This is a genomic window from Pseudomonas sp. AC083 (assembly GCF_979253165.1).
Window position 1 is genome coordinate 1 of sequence record NZ_CEEDDH010000073.1, and the last position, 319, is coordinate 319.

At 38.6% G+C, this 319-nt stretch carries 1 protein-coding gene; it reads left to right on the forward strand.

What is annotated here, in order from left to right; all coding sequences use genetic code 11:
• Window positions 1-10 precede the first annotated feature (10 nt).
• The coding region (locus AC0IXA_RS27280; RefSeq protein WP_471814879.1) for a PepSY1/2 domain-containing protein at window positions 11-319 on the forward strand (309 nt) is incomplete at its 3' end.

Genomic DNA, 319 nt, shown 5'->3' on the forward strand with positions numbered 1-319 from the left:
TAGTATACGTATGAAAGTCGCATTGGATGATGGCGAGGTTGTTGGGTTTTCAGCGAAGGACTACTTAACGAATCATAAAACTCGAGACATCAAAGCACCGAAAATCTCTCAAAAAGAAGCACAGAAAACATTGAATCAGCATGTAAAGATCGAAGATACTCATTTGGCGATTGTGCAAAATGATATGTCAGAGGAAGTTCTGTGCTATGAGTTCCTCGGAACGATAAAAAACGATACGTACCGCATGTTCATTAATGCAGATACTGGAAAAGAAGAACGGGTAGATAAACTGAAAAACGCAGAACCTATATATAAAGAC